The 19,097-nt window shown below is 70.7% G+C and carries 27 protein-coding genes; 5 read left to right on the top strand and 22 right to left on the bottom strand.

Translation table 11 applies throughout. From position 1 onward, the window contains the following. Window positions 1-5: 5 nt before the first annotated feature. The 18 genes from ABD374_RS06145 to ABD374_RS06060 form a co-directional block, all read right to left on the bottom strand. Window positions 6-797, bottom strand: a complete 792-nt coding sequence (locus ABD374_RS06145) for an AAA family ATPase (protein WP_344491878.1) — start codon at window positions 795-797, stop codon at window positions 6-8. Window positions 798-807: 10 nt separating this feature from the next. Continuing rightward, complete coding sequence (locus tag ABD374_RS06140; RefSeq protein ID WP_344491875.1) at window positions 808-1,635, bottom strand: PD-(D/E)XK nuclease-like domain-containing protein; 828 nt, start codon at window positions 1,633-1,635, stop codon at window positions 808-810. Then, complete coding sequence (locus tag ABD374_RS06135; RefSeq protein WP_344491871.1) at window positions 1,632-1,934, bottom strand: hypothetical protein; 303 nt, start codon at window positions 1,932-1,934, stop codon at window positions 1,632-1,634. Before ABD374_RS06135 ends, ABD374_RS06140 begins: the two co-directional genes overlap by 4 nt. 110 nt (window positions 1,935-2,044) lie before the next feature. Beyond that, entirely contained in the window at window positions 2,045-3,055 is a 1,011-nt protein-coding gene (locus ABD374_RS06130; protein WP_344491868.1) for a DNA polymerase III subunit beta family protein, read from the bottom strand. 187 nt (window positions 3,056-3,242) lie between these two features. Next, window positions 3,243-3,977, bottom strand: a complete 735-nt coding sequence (locus ABD374_RS06125; RefSeq protein WP_344491865.1) for a DNA-methyltransferase — start codon at window positions 3,975-3,977, stop codon at window positions 3,243-3,245. Further along, entirely contained in the window at window positions 3,977-4,462 is a 486-nt protein-coding gene (locus ABD374_RS06120) for a hypothetical protein (protein WP_344491862.1), read from the bottom strand. The genes ABD374_RS06125 and ABD374_RS06120 overlap by 1 nt, the downstream gene beginning before the upstream one ends. After that, window positions 4,459-4,863: a hypothetical protein gene (locus ABD374_RS06115; protein ID WP_344491859.1), complete on the bottom strand. Its 405-nt coding sequence runs from the start codon at window positions 4,861-4,863 to the stop codon at window positions 4,459-4,461. Before ABD374_RS06115 ends, ABD374_RS06120 begins: the two co-directional genes overlap by 4 nt. A 102-nt stretch (window positions 4,864-4,965) precedes the next feature. After that, window positions 4,966-5,250, bottom strand: coding sequence for a hypothetical protein (locus tag ABD374_RS06110; RefSeq protein ID WP_344491856.1), 285 nt, complete (start codon window positions 5,248-5,250; stop codon window positions 4,966-4,968). Then, window positions 5,250-5,405 carry a hypothetical protein gene (locus ABD374_RS06105; protein ID WP_344491853.1) on the bottom strand — a complete coding sequence of 52 codons (156 nt, stop codon included), beginning with the start codon at window positions 5,403-5,405 and terminating at the stop codon, window positions 5,250-5,252. Before ABD374_RS06105 ends, ABD374_RS06110 begins: the two co-directional genes overlap by 1 nt. Window positions 5,406-5,446: 41 nt before the next feature. Next, window positions 5,447-5,776, bottom strand: a complete 330-nt coding sequence (locus ABD374_RS06100) for a DUF6303 family protein (protein ID WP_344491850.1) — start codon at window positions 5,774-5,776, stop codon at window positions 5,447-5,449. Next, window positions 5,773-6,270: a hypothetical protein gene (locus ABD374_RS06095; protein WP_344491847.1), complete on the bottom strand. Its 498-nt coding sequence runs from the start codon at window positions 6,268-6,270 to the stop codon at window positions 5,773-5,775. Before ABD374_RS06095 ends, ABD374_RS06100 begins: the two co-directional genes overlap by 4 nt. Continuing rightward, window positions 6,267-7,007 (bottom strand): hypothetical protein, encoded by a 741-nt coding sequence (locus ABD374_RS06090; RefSeq protein WP_344491844.1) that lies wholly within the window; start codon window positions 7,005-7,007, stop codon window positions 6,267-6,269. Before ABD374_RS06090 ends, ABD374_RS06095 begins: the two co-directional genes overlap by 4 nt. Continuing rightward, window positions 7,004-7,306 (bottom strand): hypothetical protein, encoded by a 303-nt coding sequence (locus ABD374_RS06085; protein ID WP_344491841.1) that lies wholly within the window; start codon window positions 7,304-7,306, stop codon window positions 7,004-7,006. Before ABD374_RS06085 ends, ABD374_RS06090 begins: the two co-directional genes overlap by 4 nt. Next, the gene (locus tag ABD374_RS06080) at window positions 7,303-7,557 is read right to left on the bottom strand and encodes a hypothetical protein (RefSeq protein WP_344491838.1); all 255 of its coding nucleotides are present in this window, start codon (window positions 7,555-7,557) and stop codon (window positions 7,303-7,305) included. Before ABD374_RS06080 ends, ABD374_RS06085 begins: the two co-directional genes overlap by 4 nt. After that, entirely contained in the window at window positions 7,554-7,997 is a 444-nt protein-coding gene (locus tag ABD374_RS06075) for a hypothetical protein (protein ID WP_344491835.1), read from the bottom strand. The genes ABD374_RS06080 and ABD374_RS06075 overlap by 4 nt, the downstream gene beginning before the upstream one ends. After that, a complete protein-coding gene (locus ABD374_RS06070; RefSeq protein WP_344491832.1) occupies window positions 7,994-8,167 on the bottom strand; it encodes a hypothetical protein in 174 nt (57 codons plus the stop codon). The genes ABD374_RS06075 and ABD374_RS06070 overlap by 4 nt, the downstream gene beginning before the upstream one ends. Window positions 8,168-8,363: 196 nt before the next feature. Continuing rightward, the gene (locus ABD374_RS06065; RefSeq protein WP_344491829.1) at window positions 8,364-8,603 is read right to left on the bottom strand and encodes a hypothetical protein; all 240 of its coding nucleotides are present in this window, start codon (window positions 8,601-8,603) and stop codon (window positions 8,364-8,366) included. A 65-nt stretch (window positions 8,604-8,668) separates the two neighbouring features. Further along, window positions 8,669-8,917, bottom strand: a complete 249-nt coding sequence (locus ABD374_RS06060; RefSeq protein ID WP_344491826.1) for a helix-turn-helix domain-containing protein — start codon at window positions 8,915-8,917, stop codon at window positions 8,669-8,671. A gap of 236 nt (window positions 8,918-9,153) precedes the next feature. Between ABD374_RS06060 and ABD374_RS06055 the strand changes: the two genes are divergently transcribed. Next, complete coding sequence (locus tag ABD374_RS06055) at window positions 9,154-9,501, top strand: helix-turn-helix domain-containing protein (RefSeq protein ID WP_344491823.1); 348 nt, start codon at window positions 9,154-9,156, stop codon at window positions 9,499-9,501. 420 nt (window positions 9,502-9,921) lie between these two features. After that, window positions 9,922-11,169, top strand: a complete 1,248-nt coding sequence (locus ABD374_RS06050; protein WP_344491820.1) for a tyrosine-type recombinase/integrase — start codon at window positions 9,922-9,924, stop codon at window positions 11,167-11,169. A 353-nt stretch (window positions 11,170-11,522) separates the two neighbouring features. On the opposite strand, the gene ABD374_RS06045 is transcribed toward ABD374_RS06050, so the two are convergent. Next, entirely contained in the window at window positions 11,523-12,068 is a 546-nt protein-coding gene (locus tag ABD374_RS06045) for a flavoprotein (RefSeq protein WP_344491817.1), read from the bottom strand. A gap of 262 nt (window positions 12,069-12,330) precedes the next feature. Here ABD374_RS06045 and ABD374_RS06040 point away from each other — a divergent pair, with 262 nt between their 5' ends. The 3 genes from ABD374_RS06040 (at window position 12,331) to ABD374_RS06030 (ending at window position 14,286) form a co-directional block, all read left to right on the top strand. Next, a complete protein-coding gene (locus ABD374_RS06040; protein ID WP_344491815.1) occupies window positions 12,331-13,281 on the top strand; it encodes a MurR/RpiR family transcriptional regulator in 951 nt (316 codons plus the stop codon). A gap of 315 nt (window positions 13,282-13,596) precedes the next feature. After that, the gene (locus ABD374_RS06035; RefSeq protein WP_344491812.1) at window positions 13,597-13,989 is read left to right on the top strand and encodes a hypothetical protein; all 393 of its coding nucleotides are present in this window, start codon (window positions 13,597-13,599) and stop codon (window positions 13,987-13,989) included. Window positions 13,990-14,049: 60 nt separating this feature from the next. Beyond that, window positions 14,050-14,286, top strand: a complete 237-nt coding sequence (locus tag ABD374_RS06030) for a DUF2277 domain-containing protein (protein ID WP_344491809.1) — start codon at window positions 14,050-14,052, stop codon at window positions 14,284-14,286. 24 nt (window positions 14,287-14,310) lie between these two features. Here the strand turns inward: ABD374_RS06030 and ABD374_RS06025 are convergent, their stop codons facing one another. From ABD374_RS06025 to ABD374_RS06015, 3 genes are all read right to left on the bottom strand, one after another. Continuing rightward, window positions 14,311-14,952, bottom strand: coding sequence for a DedA family protein (locus ABD374_RS06025; protein WP_344491806.1), 642 nt, complete (start codon window positions 14,950-14,952; stop codon window positions 14,311-14,313). A 220-nt stretch (window positions 14,953-15,172) separates the two neighbouring features. Beyond that, entirely contained in the window at window positions 15,173-17,143 is a 1,971-nt protein-coding gene (locus ABD374_RS06020; protein WP_344491803.1) for an FAD/NAD(P)-binding protein, read from the bottom strand. A 200-nt stretch (window positions 17,144-17,343) separates the two neighbouring features. Then, window positions 17,344-19,083, bottom strand: a complete 1,740-nt coding sequence (locus tag ABD374_RS06015; protein WP_344491800.1) for an alkaline phosphatase D family protein — start codon at window positions 19,081-19,083, stop codon at window positions 17,344-17,346. Between the last annotated feature and the right edge of the window lie 14 nt (window positions 19,084-19,097).

Below are 19,097 nucleotides of genomic sequence, written 5' to 3'. Positions count from 1 at the left end.
CGGGCTTACTGCTCGGTGGTGGTCTCGGGTTCGGCGCTCAGCCAGGCGAGGAGCGGCGCGGCGATGTCTCGGGCGCCGACGGGCCGGTCGATGACCTTGCGGTTCAGGGCGGGGCAGCGGGACTTGAGGACTTCGAGCCGGTTGTCGAGGTCCATGGCAACGGCGACATCGAATTCGTACTCGATGCCCTTGCGCTGCTCGGGCCGCATGCCGACCCGCTTGGGCTCCTTCTTGCCGCGGTCGTTCTCCTGGAGGACCCACTCGGTGTACGAGCGCATCGAGGCGACGACGTGGCCGGGGTAGGAGAGGAGTGCGGCGACCATGTCCTTCTGGATGGGCGTGCCCTCTTTCCAGCCCGCGAATTTGTTGTTGCCGTAGTTGCTCTTGGCCTTGTCGACCTGGTCGAGGGTGCCGTCGGTGCCGGTCCAGAAGTGGCTGAGGCTGTCGACGAACACGGCCGGGTATCCGGCCTTCGCGGCGGCTTCGAGGACCCGGACGAGATCGCGGGGGTCGTAGCGGTCCATGGGGCAGCTGTCGAACTCGATGCCGCTGATCCCGGCGTAGAGGCTGGCGGCGCCCGTCTCGGTGTCGATGACGGCGAAGCGCTTCCCCTCGGCCAGGCCGTGGGTGATGCCGAGGCCGGTCCAGGTCTTGCCGGAGCCGGACATGCCCTGGATGGACAGTCGAGCTTTGCGACCGGCCTTACTGGCGGGTCGGAAGGTGAACGGCGCGTCGTCGTACTCGTCGGTCTGCTGTTGCGCGGGGCGGCCGGTGCGGACGGGAGGGGGCAGGGTCACGTCAGGTCTCCTAGGTGTGCTGGCGCTCAAGCCAGGCGGGCGGCGAGATGAGCGCGGTCTCGGTCGTGTACGCCGGCCAGTGGCCGGAGGTGCGGCAGGACTCGTAGATGAAGAGCGCGCGCTCGCTGAGCTGGTGGGCGATGTCGCGCCACAGGTCGAGGCGGACGACGGTCACCAGGTAGGGCTGTTCCTTCTCCTGAAAAATGAAGGGGAACGGCGCCTGCTCGGGGACCAGGCCGAGGGCGACGGCCGCGCGCCGGTACCAGTCCTCTTGGACGTGGTAACCGTGCTCTTGGATGGCTTTCTGTATGGCGTCGGGGTGGGCGGACCGGCAGGTCTTGTAGTCGACGAGCTGGTCTTCGCGGAGCCAGTCGAACCGGGCCCGGCACCAGGCGTTGCCGATGGTCCAGAACACGGACTGCTCGGCGACCCCGCTGTCCGGGTCGAGGAGGTCGGCCGCCTCGGAGTGCTCGCTGAGGGCGGTGGCCATGTCGTGGACGCGCTGGAGGGCGTCCCGCTTGAGCGGGATGTTCCCGTCCGCCCGGATCTCGGCGACGCGGGCCTTCGTTGCGTCCGTGTCCCACCGCGGCTCGTCGACGAGGACCAGCTCCGGGCCGTCGCCGAGGACGAGCTTGTGGGCGGCGGTGCCGAAGTCGAAGACGGCCTTGTACGGCTGGGGGTGGGTGAGGTCGTAGTGGAAACGGGCCGGGCACTGGGAGACCAGGGTGCGGGCCCCGGTGGAGGAGAGGCTGCCGCCGGGGATGGGGTCGCTGTGGTAGAGCTCGGCGGGGATGTCGTACATCCCCGGCACGACGGTCTCCTCGACGGCGGCGCTCACATGACACCGCCGAGCGGCAGCGGCCGGGCGCAGGGCTCGCACAGGCCGGCCGCGGTGAACGGGCCGTCGGTGTCGGGACAGCGAGTGCAGGTGATCTCGGCGATGTGGACGCCGACAGTGCGGGTGGATCCCTGGCCGAGGAGGTTGTCGGTGCGGTAGAGGGCGGCGACCTCGAACGGCTTCTCGGCGTCCGTACCGAGGAGGTACTGGAGCTTGCCCTCGAAGGAGTCGCCAGCGGCGACGCGGTCTCGGATGTCATCGAGGAGGCTGACGAGCTCCTCGCGGCTCATGTTCTGCATGTGGTGCTCCTGAAGGTCGTGTTGGGGAGGGCCGCCCCGGTGGGGGTGATGGGGCGGCCCTCGTGCGGCGCGGAGTGGGGGGCTCGACGCGCCGCGTCTATGGGGTGGGGTCAGGCGGTGGCGGTTGTCTCCGCCGCCTGACCCTTGTCGAGCTTCTTGAGGTGGGCCTCGTAGTCGTCGTGCCACTTCTGCGGGTTGTGTCCGGCGGCCTCGGCCTCGTCCCACGCCCATTCGCCGATCTCGCCGGACTCCAGCTGCTCGTTGAGGTCGCGGACGGTCGACTCGGCCAGGTCGGGGTCGGCCTTCTTGAGAGCCTGGAGGAGTCGGTACGCGGACCATGCGTAGATGCCGGAGTGGACCCAGGCGTTGAAGGCCCGACGCTCCTTCACGGAGTCCATGCCGACGCCGAACATCTCGGAGGTAGAGCGCAGGGTCTGCTGCAGCATGGACTCCGCCATTTCGGCGACGGCGCCCGGCTCCGGGAGCGGCGTCAGGGCCTCGGCGGGCTTGCCGCCCTTGCCGAGGGTGCCGGACCAGTCGCTGAGCACTGCGGCCCGGTCCTTTGCGTCGCCGCTGTAGCGGGCGGGCATCTGTAGGCCGATGAAGTCGTCACCGACGAGGAGGAGCGGCTTCTCGGGCTCGGTCTGCCACGTGCGGAGGTGGGTGTCGGCGTGCTTCCAGCGGGCGAGCATCTTGGTGTCGACGCTGACCATGTCGCCGGACCTGGCTGCGTCCGTCAGTGCGTCACGGAACAGGGCCTGCCACTTGGGGAAGGTGTGGTCCTTGGCGGGGACGACGAGGGTGCCTCGGTCGTCGGTGACGGCCAGCCCGTCGCCTGTGGCTGCGAGGTCCAGGATGGTGTCGCCCTCGTGGGTCTCCAGCCAGGCGGTGAACCAGTCGAGGTCGTTCTCGCTGATGGTGGCGGTCCAGGTGTCGGTTTCCTCGCGGACCTTGGCGCGTGCCACGGCGAAGGTGTACCTGTCGGTGGCGAGGGCGTGGATGTGGACGCCGTCGCACTCGAAACGGATGCCGTGGATGGGCGGCAGGGTGTCGTCGGGGCTGACGTGGGGGCGGGTCTGCTTGATGAGCCTCTGGAGCTTGTGGGCGTTGATCGTGGTCACAGGGTTCCTCCGTGGGATGCTCGGTGGTGGGAACCCCGGGCGTCGGTAGCGCTCGGGGCTTCTTCTTGGGCGCCGGCCGTGGCGGGAGCTGGTCACCGCCCGGCCGGCGGCTAGTGGGTGGCGCTCACGGCCGGTTGGTCGCCGGGGCGGAAGGTGGGGACACCTCCGGCCCGGCGGGATCGGGGGGTCAGCAGATGACGAGTGCGGACAGACGTCGGGCTGCTGCTTCGATGTACGGCTCGTGGGCTTCGATGCCGATGGCGTGGCGCCCGGACTGGCGGGCGGCGTCCAACGTGCTGCCGGAGCCGGCGAACGGGTCCAGGACCAGGCCGCCCGGCGGGCAGGCGTACTCGATGAGCGGGGTGAGGATGCCGAGCGGCTTCTCTGTGGGGTGGAGGCCTCCGCGTACCGACTGCGCCTGGAGTACCGACCGCATGAGCCGGGTGCCGTCGTCGTGATAGGTGACGGCCTTGATGCTTCCGGCGTGGGCCGCTCGGTCGTCTCGGCGTATGCGGACGTTCTTGCTGGCGCCGTTGTAGACGGTCTTCGGGGTGTCGTGGTGGACGTTGTTCCAGTCGCCTCGGTACCAGTGCGTGGTCACTTCGTGGACGCGCTTGAACCGGTCGGCTGCAAAGCCGGTGCCGTTCGCCTTCTCCCAAACGACATCCTGGCTGAGCTTCCAGGCGGCGAACTCGTCGCGCTGCTGCAGAAACATGCGCATCGAGCCGAAGCACCACATCGACGAAGCGGCGGTGGCGGCGAGGGCCGGCCAGCCGTCGGGCCACCGGTCCCAGGCCAGGCTCGTTTCGGCGTAGGGAGGATCAGCCACGATCAGGTCTGCGGTCACTTCGAGAGCGGGCAGGACTTCCCGCATGTCGCCCAGGTAGAGGATGACGCTGTCGTCCCTGTAATACGGGTCCATCACGCCCGCTCCTGTTGCTGGTTCCGGGCGCCCCAGGTGGTCTGGCCGGGGTCGATGACGGGCTCGATGCCGAGGGCGTCCCACACGGGGCGGACGTCGATGGGCGCGGTGGCCTGGTCTTCTGTGGCGCTGGTGTCGCGGATCATCGGCGGGACGGTGACGGCCTGCTGGTTGGCTTCGGCCGCGTCGTAGGGGGCGAGCCGGATGCGGAGGGCGGCAGCTTCCTCGTACAGGCCGTCGCGTTCGGCGGTCAGGTCGTCGACGGTGCGGGCCAGGCGGCCGGCGACCAGTTCGGTCTCGGCGAGGCGGACCCGCAGGGCGTCGGCGGAGTCGAGGGCTTCACGCCGCTCCTGGTGGAGGAGGGTGAACGCGTCGTCCGCGGCGGCCTTCTGGCGGAGGAGGGCCTGGTTCTCGGCTCGCAGCTCTGCGATCTTGTCGGTGGCGCGGCGGTTGCCGGTACCGCGGAGTATCTGGTTGAGGCTCACGACGCGGCTCCCTCGGCCAGCAGCGCGCCGAGGCCGACCAGCCCGGTGATCTCGTTGATCTGGCTGTGGTTGCACTTGTCGCACGGCTGAACCAGCTCGAAGGTGACGTCCTCCGTGTCGGCGTTCCAGCGGTAGCGCAGGTACTCGGGCCGGCCCGGGGCGAGGGGGGCGGTGGCCTCTTCCGTGTCCGGCGGGAGGTCCATCGTTCCCGTGTAGGTCCAGTCCAGCTCGGTCGCGGCGCCCAGTCGGATCTGCGCGGTCGCTCGGGCGGCGCCCAGGAACTCGCTGCGGTGCTCCTCGAACATCTCGTCGCCCTGGTCCATCGCCTCAGCCGCGTACTCGGTGTACGAGGTGATGGCCAAGTCGATGAGGCTGGCGGACTGCGTGGTCGTCTCAGGCATGGGTTCCCCCGTGGTTGATGCGGCGCCCTGCTGCGATGAGGGCGATTCCGGTGGCGGTGAGTGCGGCCATGAGGGCGGCGCACTGGAGCGGGAAGCGGCCCATCAGGCGGCCTTCCTGTGCTGGCACTGGCCGCGGAAGCAGGGCTCGGCCTGGGTCTTCCACTGCTCGTGGGTGAGGAGGAGGTGCTGCATGCCGCGCCGGGCGTCGACTTCGCGCTGCCGCTTCGTGGCCGACCACTCCCGCTGGGCCTGCTGCGGGGTGGCGATCAGGTCGTCGCCAAGGTCGGGGCGGATGGAGCCGACCGCGCACCCGTTGGCAGTGGCGCGAACCCAGAAGCAGTCGGCGAGCGGGACGGCCTGGCCGTCGATCTGCACCATCAGGTCCATCAGGCACCTCGCAGGTCGTCGGGGATGTCCATGAATCCGGTGAGGATGTCGGCCCGCAGTCCCGGGTCGGTGATCCAGGCCGGGATCGTGGTGCGCGGGGCCAGGCCCAGGCCCGCCAGGAGCAGCGCGGCGGCAGGTTCCGGGACGACCGGCACGGACAGGAGCGGCGATATAACCGACTCGACCGGGCGGGCGGTCATGACGCCGCCGCCTCGGTGAGCGGGGTGACGTCGATGGCGCCGATGAGGAGCACCTGCGGCGCGTGCCCGTGGTAGTCGGGGCCCTCGTCCTCGATCCACCGCCACTCGGCGCCGGGCGCCACCTGGTAGCCGAGTTCGGCCAGGGCCTGCTCGCGCTCGGCCGGCGACGGGATGACGTGGCGGCGGTGCTGGCCCTCCCACCGGTACGTCGGCCACGTGCTGACCGGGCCGAGGGTGGGGACGTACAGCTTCCAGTGGGCGCCGGTGGTGGAGCCGTTGCCGTCGCAGCAGGAGCGCGACACCTGGGCGGTGAACGGGGCGCTCATGACGCCGCCTCCGTGACGACGTCCACGTGGGTGAGGCAGATCCCGCCCGCGTAGCCCACGACGCTCACGACGGGCTCGCCGTGGCCGAGCGTCCAGGCCGGGGTGCGGGTCGTGGTCTCCAGCCGAGTGCAGGCCCATCCGGCGTGCTTGCCTTCAGGGCGAATGCCGGGGTAGGCGACGACGGCCGTACCCACGGGATGTAGGCGGTTCCACTCGTCGGCCTGGCGTCGGCCTTCCTGCTGCGCGGCCTCCAGCTTGGACCGGTACTCGTCCCGGTGCCGAGCTGCGATCTCCGCCCGCTCCACCGTGATGATCTCCACGGCTTCCTCGTTCGTGACGCCAGCCTCGCGCAGCGGCGGGCACGGCCAGTACACGTTCTGGTCCGGGTCGTCAGCGTCATCCGGCGTGCAGTGCGTGCAGTAGAAGCCGCCGAAGATCAGCTCGTCCCACTCGTGGAGCTTGAGCAGTGCGGCCCGCTCGCCTTCGGTGATCATGCGGCCACCGCCTTACGGGCGGCGTCGTACTGGCTGACGGCCCAGACAATCGCGTGGCACTGCCAGACGTAGTGGTAGTCGAGGGAGTGGATGTTCCACTCGTGCACGTCATCGAAGTCGAACCCTTCGAGCTGCCGGGTCCTGACCTTGTGCGTTTTGCCGTTCTCCCGCTCGTGGCGGATCGCCCACATGACGCCCTGGTCGTAGCGGCCGGCGTCCTCGTCGGCGGCGCCGCAGGAGCACTCCCTGCGTTCCTTCACGCCGTACTGGAACTCGCCCACGACCCGGACGGCGTTGTTCTCGTCGTCGAGGTACCCGCTCTCCAGCACGTCCTCGGTGACGGCCTTGCCGACGCCGCGCGGGGCCCAGCCTTCACGGATGGCCTCCCGGGTGTACTCCCTGATCCGCGCTTCGAGGAGGCTGCGGTCGTACTGGGCGACGGAGCCACGGCCGTTGACCAGCATCCGCGCCCAGTGGTCCGGGCTGACGCGGCCACGGAACGCGTCGAACATGTCCTCGCGGTCGGCGGCGTAATGGGCGAAGTGGAACGACCCGTGGCTACCGGCGATCACCAGGTTGTGCGGCCAGGCGACGAGCTCGACGACGGTCATGCTCGTCTTCGGGGCGGCGAACCGCAGGTACCGGAAGAGGTCGTCCTCATCCTCACACTGGGCTGTGATCGTGTGGTTCGTGACGTCGCCGTTGAAGTGCTCGGCGATCCTGGCGTAGTCGTTCATTCCGACTCACCGGCCTGGGCCTTGAGGCGGACGATCTCGGCGCGCGCGGCCTCCAGGTCGTCGTTGGCGGTGCGCTCCTGCTCGGCATACTCGGCGATGCCGTCCCGCCACTGCTGGACACCGGCCAGCACGCGATCGGCGATGACCAGCTGCTGCTCGATGGGCGTGTTCTGGTGAAACAGCACCTCGAGCTCGTCCTTGTGCCGACCATCCGGGAGGAGCGACAGGGAGGTGAGCGGCGGGCGGTTGCCCTTCGCGGTGCCGTTCTCCGACCAGAAGCTGTAGGCGTGCATCGTCATCGGGTCCCTCCGGGGGTCCATCCGGGGTAGTCGGCTTGCGTGCTGCACTTCTCGGGGTGGGTGCAGGCGAGGCGGGCGAACGCGCTGTCGCAGGGGTCGATCTGGTGGCGCAGCTCGGCGGCCCGGCCTACAGCGAGACGCTGCGACCTGAGGCGGGCAACGAGGGCCTCCACCTGAGCGGCGACCTGCTCCGCCGGCACGTCAAGGTCGGCGATGCTGCGGGGGTTCGGGTTCGGGGTCGCAGTGGTCATGACCGGCCGCCACCGTTCGGCGCGACGGGCGTGTCATTGGAGATCGGCGTCAGCCCCGCGCGCAGCTTGGCGAGAAGTCGCATCTTCTGCTGCCCGTCGGCCGGGCCGAGGTCGTGGCCCTCCTTCGCGAGCTGGGCATCGACCATTCGGCTGTCCGAGTAGTGGTCGATGAGCAGCACCGTCAGCGGGTTGCCCTTCGGCTGGGTGTCGGCGAGACGGCCCACAGCGCGCAGCAGGTCGCGGAGGTGGGCGAGCTCGCCGGGGTACTCCTCCTGCGGGCGGGTGGTCAGCTCGGCGCGGAGGCGGTCGATCTCGGCGGCCTGCTCGGCACGGACCTCGGCGGCGTGAGCGTCGACCAGGTCGGCGGCCCAGACGGCGTCACCACCAGACGACTCCGGGTCGCCGGTCACGATCTCAACCAGCTCGTCGCGGGCGCTCATCGGGCACCGCCCTCGGTGACGGTCTCCACCGTGAACGTCCCTGCACTGCGGAACCCGGCGACGATCTGGCCGGACATGGCCTCCATGTCGAGGAGGACCTCGAAGGAGGGGGAAGCGATGAAGCGGCGGGCGTAGAGGGCGATGCTGTCGGCGAGCTTGTCGCCGCCCATGGAGCGAACGATCGGCTCAGGCGCCGGGCTGCCGCTGCGTCCTCCGTGACGACCGATGCGGTCGAACGTCACACGGTAAGTGGCCTGGGGGTCGGGCATGATGTTCATGCGGTCCTGCTTTCTTCCTTCGTGGGTTGATGGATCGCGTGGCCCCTGCTGCCGGTCTAGCCACCAGCGGTTGGGGCCGTTTGCCGCTCTAGGCGGCAGACGTGACCGGCTGCCTGTCGGCGGGAATGCCGAGGTAGGCGGCGGTCGCAGCGAGGTGGAAGCGGAGCGTGCGGCGCTCGCTGCCTGGCGGGGCGAGGTCGATCACGCACTGCTCTACGAACGTGGGGTCGTTGCTCAGGCGGTCCTTCACCCAGAAGTCGCTGACGCCGAGCCACTCCTTGAGCTGGGCCTTGTTCAGCAGCGGTGTGGGGGTACTGGGCTGATCCACGACGCCTCCTTTCTGTGAGAGCGGAAGATTTTCCGGCGAATGTGGAAGCTGTTGGCGCGAAAGAGTCAGGCGGGGGAGACGGTGAAGAAGTCCGCGACGGGCCTGTTGAGGGCCCTTGCGACGAGGTCGCAGGAGCGGTCTTCGAATCGGTCGCGCCCGCTCGTCCCGGTGGAGACCATGTGGCCGATCGTTGCTGGCTTTATTCCGTAGCCGGCCGGGTCGGCCTTCTTGGTCATCTCAGCGAGGCGCTCGATGGACAGTCCGGCTTCGCTCATTGCGTCTCTGAGGGGTTCGCCGTTGTCCAGTCGGTGCATGTTGTGCCCCTTGATGGCCGAGAGGTGATGCCCGGTGACCGAATGTGGAAGGTGGCCCCTGGCTTCGTTTCCACATTCAACGCCGAATGTGGATGGATGTCAAGGGTGTTGAGGTGCGCTGGCCCGATTTGTCGGGGTATCCGCATATGCCAAGATTCCGCATGCGGAAAACATTGCAGGTCAAAGACCGGTTCGCGACTTGTAGTGAATGTGGAAGATGCCGGATGCTTCTACATGTGGATGACCTGGCGGAACTCATTGAGCGCGTGATGCGTGAGAGGGATTGGACCCTCACCACCCTCGCGCGCCGGTCCGGCATCTCTATTTCCACACTGCACTCCTGGAAGAGCGGCGACCGCGGCACAGGCACGCGCGGCCCCAGCCCTGCCCTTCTGCGCAAGTTCGCCGACGGCGCCGGCCTCCCCGTCGTTGAGGTCTTCGAGGCGGCGGGCCGCCATGTCCCGGTCGCCATGGATGACGAATCGGAGCGCAGGTTCCTGCACCTCCTCCGCTCGCTCGACGAAGCGGACCGCAAGGTGATCGAGGCCACCATGCAAGCCATGACGGAGCGTCAGCGAACCTGACCGGAATTTCTCCGTCCAGGTAGGGCAACCCTTACTTGGTCCCCTTTGGGAACAGCATCCCCACACAGCCTTCACGCGCAGTAGTTGACACATGTACCGTCGGTCTTCCGCCGTACCTCCACCTGCGGCCGGGCTTGTAATCAGCCGTGTCCCTTGGGGGTTCCATGTGCGCGATCGTAAGTGTGGAGGACATTGATCCGGCGGCGCCGGTCTGGGACCGTGCCAGGGTCGCGATCCTCATAGGCCCCGATCTGGACTACTTTCAGGCGCTGAAGCAGGTAAGAGCTCTGCTTTCTTGGCTGGGAGCGCCCCAGCGGGGGCTCGGTGCGACATGCTGGTGCGGGGACTACGTCCAGGTCCCGAAGCCGAACCCGCGGGTCCCGCCGCAGCGAACCGCCCGCGGGCGCAAGGAGGTTCGCCATGCCGGCTAATGCCCGCAACAACCCCAGGCAGATCCGCTCCAAGACGTGCGGCTGCAAGCCATGCGTCGCGCGCCATCGCCCCGACGAGAAGCCCACCCGGAAGGACTGCACGGGTCCATGGCAGGCCCGGTACCGGGACCCGGCCGGGAAGCAGAAGGCCAAGAACTTCAGCGGAGCCGGGGCCAAAAGGAAGGCCGAAGCCTTCCTTGATCAGGTGCGGGACCAGGTGCGCACCGGCAGCTTCGTCGACGCGGATCGCGGACAGCTCGCGGTGCGGGCCTGGCACGCGAAGTGGTGGCCCGCCCAGCGCGGCAGCGAGACGACGATGGAGCGGAACAACAGCGCGTGGATCAACCATGTCGAGCCGCACTTCGGCGACTGGAAGCTCATGGCGATCAGTCACCTCGACGTCGAGGAGTGGATCGTCAAGACGCTGAAGAAGACCGGCGTCCCCAACCTGATCAAAGCCTTCCAGCTTCTCGACCGGATGATGAGCGCCGCGGCCAGGGACCGGCGCATCGCCCACAACCCGTGCGACGGGATCAAGCTGCCGAAGGTGAAGGCCAAGCACCCGGACGACGAGATGCCGCCCACCTACACACAGCTGGCTGACATCCGCTCCCACGTCCCAGAGCACTACCACCCGCTGCTGATCGTGGCCGAGGAGACCGGGCTGCGGTGGGGCGAGCTGGCCGGCCTTCGCCGCTGCTGGGTGAACCTGAAGGGCGGCAGCATCCAGGTGCGGGAGACGGTCATCGAGGTACACGGCACGCCGAAGCGCAAGGCGTACCCGAAGAGCGCGGCCGGCAGTAGGACCGTGCCGCTGTCCGACCTGGCGGCCCTGACGCTGAAGAAGCACCTTCTCGAGCACCCCGCGGTGAACGAGCGGACATCCCCATCGAGCGGCATGTACGAGGAGGAGCTCGTCTTCCGGGGGCCGAAGGGCGGCGTACTGAAGCGCAACAACTTCAGGCGCCTGTGGATCCCGGCGATCAAGGCGGCCGGGGTCGCACGTGAGGTGAAGGACGAGGTGACGAAGAGGACGGAGTTCTGGCCTCACGTCCATGACATCCGGCATGCGTTTGCGTCGCGGCTGCATGCGGCCGGGGTGTCGGAGGCGGACGTCCAGCGGATCCTCGGTCACGAGCGCGGGGGCAAGGTCACGTGGCTCTACACGCATGCCGGCGCCGACTCGATGGAGACGGTTCGGTCGGCTCTTGGCGCTGGCCTGCGCGTCGTGTCGTGAGAATCCACGAGAGTCCACAACCGGTCCACAACACCACCTGCCTTCACATCCCCTCACATTCCCTGCGAAGGGAGGCGGCAGCGCGATGGCCTGGGCTTTCCCTCCCTCGCATCCCTTCACATTGGTGGACAGCCCTTCCACAATCGGGGGAGGCTTGGCCTTACAAAGCAGATGTCGGCGGTTCGAAACCGTCCGCGCCCACCAGGTGTGACCAGCCGAAACGCCTCCCGTCCAGCAGGGCGGGGGGCGTTTCGGCGATCCGGTGGGAGCCGATCGGGAGAACGGCTCCGCATACGCGCCCGCGGCAGCCCGCACGGAACCGCGGGCACGACCACGGGGGCAGGGAAGCCTGGTTACGGGAAGGGGACGGCGACCGTCTCCATCGCTTCGAGAGCCAGGCCCCACGGGTACTCTTCCGGCTGCTCCTGGCCCGGCTCGTTCGGCGTGAACCCGCCGTCCCCGTACAGCACCGTCACACCGGCCCCCCGCAGCATCCCCACCGACCGCTCGAACTGCGGATGCTGCACGTAGGCCGCGTTCACACACGGCATCGTCACCAGCGGGATCCGCTTGCCGATCCCCTCGGCGGCCACGCCCACGACGAACGACGAAGTGATCCCCTGCGCCCACTGGTTGACGGTGTTGAACGTCGCCGGCGCGAACAGGATCGCGTCCGCCTCCGGCCACACATCCGGCTCGCCGGGCATCTTGTACTCGGAGCGCACCGGATGGCCGGTCAGCACAGCCAGTCCGTCGAGGCTGTTGGCGAGCCAGCGGGCCGCGGTCGGCGTCAGCCCCAGGCACACGTCCCAGCCGCGGGCCTGTGCGTCCTCAACAATCCGGGCCACGTCGAACACGGGCGGCGCGGCCGAACAGAACAGGTACAGAGTCCTCGTCATGCCGTCCAGTGGATCACACGCAACAGCCCCTGGACCAAGGGGAATAGGGGCGGAAGGCGGGTTTTGGGCCACGGCGCGCGGGGGGTGTGGGGGTGCCTGGAGGCGCAGGGAGGCGCGCAGAGGTGGTTCCGGGCCGGGGCGGGTGCTGCGCGGGTGCTGAGCGGGGCCGCGTGGGAGCCGGCTGCTTCGGGTGGCTGTCCGGGTTGTGGTCGCGAGGGGTGGGCTATGTTGAGCGTCAGTGGGACGAGAGGGAGGCACGCCGGTGCCATCAAGGCAGCAGGCACGCGCGCAGGCGTCCGCGATCACGCCGGGAAGGCAGGCCCCGGGCGCGGAGGCGTCTCCCACGTCTCCCACGGCTCCCGCGGACAGGGTTCGCGCACTGTTCGGCGGACACCGGCTGTCCCCCGCGCAGCGGCGTATCGCCCAGTACATCGTCGACCACCTCACCGAGGCCGCCTTCCTGTCGATCACGGACCTGGCGGAGCGCGTCGGGGTGAGTCAGCCGTCGGTGACCCGCTTCGCGTCCTCCCTGGGCTTCAGTGGGTACCCCGCCCTGCGGGAGGCTCTGCAGCCCATCGCGCTCAGCTCCGTGGCCGGCTCCCCGGACGCGCGGGAAACGCGGGAGGAGATCCGCCGCAACGAGCTGCAGGCGGCCGTCGACGCCGAGATCGAGAACCTGGAGAGCCTGCGGCGCACTCTCGCCGATCCCGGCCGGATCCTCGACATCGGCCGGGAGCTGGCCCGGTCCGTGCCGCTGACGGTTCTGGGGCTGCGGATCTCCGTGTCGTTGGCGGAATACTTCGCCTACGCGGCGCGGCGGATCCATCCCGACGTGCGGCTGGTGACCCGCGGCGGCAGCGTCGCCTACGACGCGCTGCTCCAGTCGCGGGAGGCGGGCGGGACGTGGGTGGTGGCGTTCGCGATGCCCCGGCACGCCAACGAGACCCTGGCGGCGATGCAGGCCGCCCGCAGCACGGGGCTGCGCGTCGCGCTGATCACCGATCTGACGCTCGGGGCGCTCGTGGACGAGGCCGATGTGGCGCTCACCGCCGGCACCGGGTCCCGTCTCGTCTTCGACTCCTACGCGGCGCCGGGAGTCCTGTCCGCAGCCGTCCTCCAGGCCATGGCCGACGCCGATCCCGTGCGTACGCAGTCGCGGCTGGAGGGGTACGAGCAGGTCGCGGAGCAGCACGACTTCTTCCTCGAGGACTGAGCCGGACCCGGGCGGGGTTACGGAGCGTGGCCTTTCGTGTCACCTGCGGAATGAATTTTTTCATACCCTTGCCTACTCGGCGGTATATATGTTTACTGCCTGTGGTCGCCGCATCTCGCGCCTCACATGAACCGGACACCCACGGGCGGCGCGCTCCTCCTCACGCCTGCCCACGGGTGTTCCATCCGGGCACTCCGCTTTCCCCGGCGGACGCCCCCGTAGGCGGTCCCGGTCAACCCCTGGGCCGGGACCGCCACACACTTCCGCGGCGCTCCGCGACCACGGTCCGTCCACCATCCCGCCGGAGCGACGACGATGTCCCAGCCCCTCTCACCGACCGGCCCGGACTGGCCGTGTCAGGTCAAGGCCCCCGGCAGCCAGGACTGGGAGCGCACGGCCGCCCGATGGCTGCGGGACCTCCTGCCGGCCCGCTACGCCGGGTACTCCACGCTCACCCGCCACCACGTCCTCCTCGCCCGCCACGCGCAGCTCCAGGTCGAGCACGAGATCCGTGCCGTGCGGGTCGCACTGCGCACCTGCCGGGCGGAACTGCCCGTCCTCGGCGTCTCCGAGAAGGCCATCGAGAGCACCATCCAGCTCTACGCGGTCGAGCTGGAGCAGCTCGACCGCCTTGCCCGCGCCGTCCGGCTCATCACCGAGGCGCTCCTCGCCGACGCCCGTACCGGGCGTGGGCGGCAGGGCCGCTGAGCGGAGTCCCCGTCCGCGACGACCGTGCCGGGGAGGGCGGTCCGGGGATACCGTCGGGGTATGTGCCGCAGCATCAAGACGCTCCGTCCGCCCGTTCTGCCCGGGGAGGCATCCGACGAGGAGATCGGGGCGGCTGCCCTGCAGTACGTGCGCAAGGTCTCCGGGTTCCGGGCGCCCGCCGCTCACAACCGCGAGGTGTTCGACCGGGCCGTCGCCGAAGTGGCCGAGGCGACCCGGAAGCTGCTCGCCGGGATCGAGGTGCGGGGGGCGGCCAAGCCGAGCGGGCCTGAGGGGTGAGGGCCAGGAGTCGGGGGCTGCGCGTCAGGGCGTGACCGGTGCGGGCGCCGGCGCCGGGCGGCGTACGAACAGGGCCGCCAGGGTGCCCGCCACGAACAGCGCCAGCAGCGAGACCGCCGCGCCCAGCCACGACGCGCCCAGCCACTGGGCGCCGAGGTAGCCGAGGCCCACGCTGTAACCGGCCCAGGCCATGCCCGCCAGGGCCGACCAGGGCAGGAACTCCTTCACCTTGCGGTGTGCGGCGCCCGCGCCCAGGGAGACGACGGAGCGGCCCGCCGGGGCGAAGCGGGCGATGACGACGAGGACGCCCCCGCCACGGCTGAGCGCGGTGCCGAGACGTTCCTGCGCGGTGGTCAGGCGGCGGGAGCGGGCGATGGCGCGGTCCAGGCGCTCGCCGCCGCGCCAGGCCAGGCGGTACGCCACCAGGTCGCCCAGGACGGACGCCGCCGTCGCGCACACCATCAGTGCCAGGATGTCGGGCACCTGGTGCGCGACCTGGCCGGTGGCTCCCGCGGCGGTCGTGGTGCCCGCAGCGGCCGCGGTGGCGGCCGTGATCACCAGGACTCCGCTGGGGAGGACCGGGACGAAGACGTCCAGGACGACGGAGAGCGCGACCACCGCGTAGATCCAAGGGCTGCCGGTCAGCGCCCCGACACTTTCCAACAACGTGACTCCCCGGTTCGTAACAACGCCGCGACGTCGCAGGGGAGCGGCAGGGGCGGCTGTACAGCTATACAGCGTACGCCTGCCATATCGGCCGAGATCGTCAGGGGCCCGGCGATGTTGGACATGTCACGTTCGACGGGCTGCCGGGAATACGGCGGAATGGCGGGACCGGAAAGCGGGGCGGGAGCGCGGGACCGGAACGCGGGAGGGAGGGGCCGGCTCAGGTCGGGGTCCGGTCCGACGGCAGAGGGGTCAGGACCGCGGCCGTGCGTACCGTCACCGCCGCCCGCAGAGCCGCGCGCGCCACCGCGTCCGCGTCCGCCAGCGTCACCGAATCGACCCCGGGCCTGGCGCCCGCCGCGGTCACCCAGTGCACGCCCTCCGTGGGCACCCCGAACGCGAACCGCCCGGGGTGCGGCCGGCCCCCGCCGTCGGTCAGGCGGTACGGGCGGCGGGTGACGTCGAGGCCGCCCGTCTCGTACCCGTCGACCGTGTGCGGACGGCACTGGCCGGTCTTCAGCAGGCGTGCGAGGAGTTCGTCCGCCGTGCGCCGCAGGTCGGGCTCCGGCAGCCGTGCCTCGATGAGCGTCGTGGCCGTGACCTCGGACCCCGCTATGTCGGGGGACCGGGCGACGAAGGCGCGGTCCGCGGTCTCCACCGTCATGCGCGGGCCCACCACGTCCAGTACGCCCGCCTCGATCAGCGCCGTCATCTCCTCGATCCTCCTGCGCGGCGGTCCGATGGAGAGGAAGGCGTTCAGCGGCGTGTACCAGCGGTCGAGGTGGTCGCGGCGGGACGCGCCGGGCAGGCCGGCGTGGTCCACGATCTGCCGCAGCTCGTTGCGCAGGTCGCGCAGCACGTCGAGGGCGGCCTTGCGCGGGCCCGCCACGTTGCCGAGCGCCGCGTGCGCCGCGTCCCGCCGCAGGTGGCGCAGCAGCCAGGCGCGGTGGTCCGCCGGGTCGCGGAAGGTCTGTCCGCTGTACGGGCGGGCGGTCAGGTCCCAGCACCAGCGTTCCGCGTGCGGCACCCCGAACGCGGCCAGGACGTCCGTCTCCTCGGCGCTGCGGTGCGCGGTGGCGAGGAAACGCCCGCGGAAGCCGGTGCCGCCGCCTTGTCCGGCGGTGGCCTGGGCGCCCAGCAGCGTCTCGTAGTAGACCGTCTCCACCTCCTTCGCGACCAGCGGCCATATCTCGGCCAGGAAGTCGGGCGGATCGCCCGCGTCCGCGCGGGCGCGGAAGCCCGCGATCACACGGGGAGTCAGGAGCAGCGGCTCGTGCCGGCCGTACGGGCCCTTCGCGTTGTCGCCGCGCGCCTGGTGCGGCACACCGCGCCGCGATCCCGCGAACAGCCGCGGTTCGCGGCCCGAGCGGTGGTAGACGAGGCCGCCGCCCGCGGCGCGGGTGAAGGTGCCGCCGCGCCCCGCGGTCAGCAGCGCCATGTGGTCGAAGAAGTTGAGGCCCAGGCCGCGCAGCAGAACGGGTTCGCCGGGGGCGAGGACCGACAGGTCGAGGTCGGCGGGGTTCGCGGGGAGCAGGTGGCGCAGGCCGTGGCGGGCGGCGTGCGCGGTGAGGCGCGCGTCCGACGGACCGGGGTGCACGGGCAGGTGGCCCTGGGCGAGGACGACCGCGCTCAGGCCGGTGAGTGCCTCGTCGTTGTCGAGGGTGAGGGTCTGGAAGGCATGGGGGGAGCCGTGGGAGGCGTGGGGGCTGTGAGGGCTGTGGGAGTCGTAGGAGCTGTGGGCGTCGTGGGTGTCCTGGAGGTTCACGGCCCGTGCCGGGTGCACCCGTACGGTGACCGACTCCGGAGCCCCGCGCACCACCTGGCGGAACACCCACTCCAGGTAGCGGCCGTAGCAGGCGCGGGTCGGGTAGTCGTCGGGGCCGAGCGCCGCCTCGCCGCTTCGGGAGGCGGCCCACTCGTACAGGCTCGGCCCCGGGCGTATCGGGCCCTCGCAGCCGACGCTCGCGTCGGTGAAGAGCGTGACCTGTGAGGCCACCGTGTTCATCAGCAGCTCGGCGGGCTGGTCGGTACGCCAGACCCGGCCCGCCCCCGGCGGCGCGGGGTCGACGACGTGCACCGTCAGCCGGGTGTCCGGGGCCAGCTCCGACACGGAGGCGCAGAGCCTCTCGAGCACGCTGGTGCCGCGCGGGCCGGCGCCCACGACAGCGATGGCTTGGTGCACTGCGGACAAAGCGTGGACTCCCGGGGCGGGTGTGGGGTGTGGCGGCGGGTGTGGCGTGGGGGGCGCCGGAGGTGGAAGGTTCGCATCATCATGCCGGGGGAGCGCGGGAAGTCGTAGCCCTGTACCGGTGATCTCCACCCGCTGTGGGAAGGATCACGGGAGATCACGGGACCGGCCCGCGCCCCCTGCCGCCGGGTCCGCCCGTGCCCTCAGCCGCCGGTCCGCCCCGGCCGTGTCAGCTCTCTCTTCAGTACGGTCACGAGCCCCGCGCCGCCGCCCCTCCTGGCCCGTGCCTGCTCCAGCCGCAGCGCCGCCGACCGGCCCCGCAGCGTCAGCGTCATCAGCTGGTTGCCGAACCACGGCCCCGACGTCTTCCGCCAGCCGATCCGCGGCTCCTCCAGCCGCCCGTGCCGCGCCAGGAGGCGGCCGATGCGCCGGCCCGCCCCGCTCCAGCCGAAGCGGAAGCCGAGCCGGATCGAGGCCGAGATGCTGTTGTGCACGGGGGAGCAGGTCAGCTGGACCACCCGCGCCGCCGGACCGCCGTTCCCGCCGCCGTCCTTGCCGCCCCTGCCGCCGCCCTCGCCGAGCCAGTGCGCCTCGGCGACGTACGCGTGGTGCACGTCGCCCGACAGTACGCACACCGTCGCCGGGGCGTCGGAACCCGAGCCCACCTCCGCGATCATGTCGGCCAGCCGGCCGAAGGACGCCGGGAACGCCGCCCAGTGCTCCAGGTCCGCCTTCCTGCGCAGGTTCTCGCCGAAGCGCGCCCAGCGCGCCCCCCGTTCGCCCCGGCACAGCGCCGCGTTCCACCCCTCCGCGTCATGGATGAGCGGGGGCAGCAGCCAGGGCAGCGAGGTCCCGATCAGCAGGTGGTCGTACGAGGCCGGGTCCTCCAGTGCCTGGTCGCGCACCCACCGCTCCTCGGCGTCGTCGAGCATCGCGCGCCCGTCCTCCTCCAGGACGCGGGCCGCGCGCGTGTCGACCATCAGCAGGCGCACCCGGCCGAAGTCGCGCCGGTAGCTCCAGTGGACGTCGGCCGGGTCGTTGTCGGCGCGCGAGGCGAACTCCCGCAGCAGGTCCGTTCCGTCGGGGGCCGCCCGTACGGCGGCGTAGAGCTCGTCCTTCGCGAGCTCGGCGGGGGAGAGGTTCCCCAGGTGCTGGTAGACCCAGTACGACATCAGGCCGCTGAGGATGCGCTCCCGCCACCAGGGCGTGGCGCGCATGTCGGCCACCCAGGAGGCGCTGGTGTTCCAGTCGTCGATCACATCGTGGTCGTCGAAGATCATGCAGCTCGGGACGGTGGAGAGCAGCCAGCGCACCTCCGGGTCCAGCCACGACTCGTCGTAGAGCCGGGTGTACTCCGTGTAGTCCGCGACCCCCGCGCCCGGCGCCTCGCGCAGATCGCGCCGCGCGGCCAGCCAGCGCCGCGTCGCCTTCGACGTCTCGTCGGCGTACACCTGGTCGCCGAGCAGGAGCAGCACGTCGGGGCGGGCCGACGGCGGGGCCGCGGCCAGGTCCTGGGCGAGCGTGTTCAGGGCGTCGGGGCCCACCGGGTCCTTGCCGCCGTGGGCCGGCGCGGCCCACCGGCACGAGCCGAAGGAGACGCGCACCTCCTCGTCCGGCCGTGCCGGTGTGCGGATGGTGCTCGGCGGGAAGCGGGAGTCTTCGAGCGGCCACACCCGGTGCCCGTCGAGCAGCACCTCGTACGCCGTCTCCGAGCCGGGGCGCAGTCCGGTCACGGTGACCAGCGCGTAGTGGTGTCCGGCGATCTGGAACGTACGGGCCGAACCGCCCGCGCCGCCCGTTCCGCCCGTTCCGTCCGTCCCGCCCGTGCCGTCCTCGCACCGCACCTCGGCCGTGCACGGCCGGTCCGCCTCGACCCAGACGGTCGCGGAGTCACCGGCCCCGTCGACGTACCGCAGCAGTGGTCCCAGCCGCAGCCCGGCCATGTGTGCCCTCCTCC

Origin of the sequence: Streptomyces enissocaesilis, from assembly GCF_039533765.1 — a bacterium.
Classification (GTDB): Bacteria; Actinomycetota; Actinomycetes; order Streptomycetales; family Streptomycetaceae; genus Streptomyces; species Streptomyces enissocaesilis.
Note: the sequence above shows the minus strand (reverse complement) of the source record. Positions and strands in the feature narration are given on the sequence as shown.